We start from the raw sequence: 2,756 nt of genomic DNA, 5'->3' as shown, positions 1-2,756 counted from the left end.
GGGGCGTGCGCCGCCAACCTGGCGGCCGTCGTCGTGCCCTGCCACCGCGTGGTGCGCGCCGACGGCGCCGCGGGCCACTACCTCTACGGCACCGCCGCGAAGCAGGCCCTGCTGGCCCACGAGGCGGCGCGCGCGGGCTGACCGGCCCCTCCCCACGGCAACGTCGGTTGAGTTGTCACGGGTCCCGGGCACGCACACCCGTGACAACTCAACCCGCGTTGCGGACACGAGAAGGGGCCGGGCCGCGCGCTCCACGCACGCGACCCGGCCCCCGGCGCTCAGCCGCTCAGTCGCTCAGTCGCTCAGACGGAGAGCTTGTCCACGATCGCGTTGAGCGTCGCGGACGGGCGCATCACGGAGGTGACCTTCTCCAGCTCCGGCCAGTAGTAGCCGCCCAGGTCCACCGGGGAGCCCTGCACGCCGTTGAGCTCGGCCAGGATGGTCTCCTCCTGGGCCCCCAGCTCCTCGGCGATCGGCTTCGCCGCGGCCGCCAGCTCGGCGTCCTCGGTCTGCTTCGCCAGCTCGCGGGCCCAGTACAGCGCCAGGTAGAAGTGGCTGCCGCGGTTGTCCAGCTCGCCGACCTTGCGCTTCGGGGACTTGCCCTCGATCAGCAGGGTGCCGGTGGCGGCGTCCAGGGTGTCCGCCAGGACCTGCGCGCGGTGGTTCTCGTTCGCGACCGCCTCGTGCTCGAAGGACACGGCCAGCGCGAGGAACTCGCCGAGGGAGTCCCAGCGAAGGTGGTTCTCCTCCAGCAGCTGCTGCACGTGCTTCGGGGCGGAGCCGCCCGCACCGGTCTCGAACAGGCCGCCGCCGTTGAGCAGCGGGACGATCGACAGCATCTTCGCGGACGTGCCCAGCTCGAGGATCGGGAACAGGTCCGTGTTGTAGTCACGCAGCACGTTGCCGGTCACGGAGATGGTGTCCTCGCCGCGGCGGATGCGCTCCACCGAGAGCTTGGTGGCCTCCACCGGGGAGAGGATGCGCAGATCCAGGCCCTCGGTGTCGTGTTCCTTGAGGTACTCCTCGACCTTCTTGATGAGCTCGCGGTCGTGGGCGCGGGTCTCGTCCAGCCAGAACACGGCCGGGGTCTGGGACGCGCGGGCGCGGGTCACGGCCAGCTTCACCCAGTCGCGCACCGGGACGTCCTTGGTCTGGCAGGCGCGCCAGATGTCGCCGGCCTCGACGTCGTGGGAGAGCAGGGTCTCCCCGGCGGAGTTCTTCACGGCCACGGTGCCCGCGGCGTCCATGATGAACGTCTTGTCGTGCGAGCCGTACTCCTCGGCCTTCTGCGCCATGAGGCCCACGTTCGGGACGGTGCCCATGGTGGTGGGGTCGTAGGCGCCGTTGGCCTTGCAGTCGTCGATCACGGCCTGGTAGACGCCGGCGTAGGAGGAGTCCGGGATGACGGCCAGGGTGTCCTGGGTCTGGTCGTCCTTGTTCCACATGCGGCCGGAGGTGCGGATCATGGCGGGCATGGAGGCGTCCACGATCACGTCGGAGGGCACGTGGAGGTTGGTGATGCCCTTGGCGGAGTTCACCATGGCCACGTCCGGGCCGTTCTCGTAGGCGGCGGCGATGGCGGCGCGCACACCCTCGGCGGTCTCGGCGTCGAGCTTGTCCAGGCCGCCCTCGATCGCGGCGAGGCCGTTGTTCGCGGACAGGCCGGCGGCGGCCAGCTGCTCGCCGTACTTCTCGAACAGCTCGGAGAAGTAGGCCTTCACGACGTGGCCGAAGATCACCGGGTCGGAGACCTTCATCATGGTGGCCTTCAGGTGTGCGGAGAAGAGGATGCCCTCCTCCTTGGCGCGCTTGACCTGCTCGGCGAGGAACGCGTCCAGGGCCTTGGCGGACATGAACGTGCCGTCCACGACCTCGCCCTTGAGGACCTTCAGGCCCTCCTTGAGCACGGTGGTCTTCCCGTCCTCGCCGGTGAACTCGATCGTCAGCACGTCGGCGGTCGGCAGGGTCACGGATTGCTCGTTGGCTCGGAAGTCGTCCGCGCCCATGGTGGCGACGGCGGTCTTGGAGTCCGGGGTCCACTCGCCCATCGAGTGGGGGAAGCGCTTGGCGTACGCCTTCACGGCCTTCGGAGCGCGGCGGTCCGAGTTGCCCTCGCGCAGCACCGGGTTCACGGCGGAGCCCTTGACCGAGTCGTAGCGCGCCTTCGCGTCCTTCTCCTCGTCGGTCTTCGGCTCGTCCGGGTACTCCGGCAGCGCGTAGCCGTCCGCCTGCAGCTCCTTGATCGCGGCGCGCAGCTGCGGCACGGAGGCGGAGATGTTCGGCAGCTTGATGACGTTCGCCTCGGGGGACTTCACGAACTCGCCGAGCTCGGCGAGGGCGTCCGCGGTGCGCTGGTCCTCGGGCAGGACGTCCTTGAACGCGGCGAGGATGCGGCCGGCCAGCGAGATGTCACGGGTCTCCAGCTCCACGCCGGCGGTGCCCGCGTAGGCACGCACGATCGGCAGCAGCGACGCGGTGGCCAGCATGGGGGCCTCGTCCGTGAGCGTGTAGATGATCTTCGACATGCGGATGATCTCTCCTTCTGGCCGCACTCGAGACGCGGCCCTCGTCGGCAGGGAACGGGTGACTCCCCGCCAATCTACCCGGCGCCTCGGACGCGCCACACCGTGTGTGGCTCGGCGTCAGCGTCCCCGGCCGTCGCCGGTGCCCTCGCCGGGCCGGGCGGGGTCGCCCGGGTACCAGGGGGGCGTCGGGTCGGCGGGGGCGCCCCCCGACGCCGGCGGCACGGCCGGTCC

At 70.6% G+C, this 2,756-nt stretch carries 2 protein-coding genes; one reads left to right on the top strand and one right to left on the bottom strand.

Annotation, left to right across the window (positions count from 1 at the left end):
- The coding region (locus HMPREF3105_RS09815) for a methylated-DNA--[protein]-cysteine S-methyltransferase (protein WP_141762490.1) at window positions 1-141 on the top strand (141 nt) is incomplete at its 5' end.
- A 161-nt stretch (window positions 142-302) separates the two neighbouring features.
- Here HMPREF3105_RS09815 and HMPREF3105_RS09810 read toward each other — a convergent pair.
- Window positions 303-2,525, bottom strand: a complete 2,223-nt coding sequence (locus tag HMPREF3105_RS09810) for an NADP-dependent isocitrate dehydrogenase (RefSeq protein ID WP_070709453.1) — start codon at window positions 2,523-2,525, stop codon at window positions 303-305.
- Window positions 2,526-2,756: the final 231 nt, after the last annotated feature.

Origin of the sequence: Micrococcus sp. HMSC31B01, from assembly GCF_001816085.1 — a bacterium.
Taxonomy (GTDB): domain Bacteria; phylum Actinomycetota; class Actinomycetes; order Actinomycetales; family Micrococcaceae; genus Micrococcus; species Micrococcus luteus.
Note: the sequence above shows the minus strand (reverse complement) of the source record. Positions and strands in the feature narration are given on the sequence as shown.

Bases quoted from the DNA above. Each gene is read 5' to 3' on its own strand.
- HMPREF3105_RS09810 (WP_070709453.1), bottom strand. From the start codon at position 2,525: ATGTCGAAGATCATCTACACGCTCACGGACGAGGCCCCCATGCTGGCC.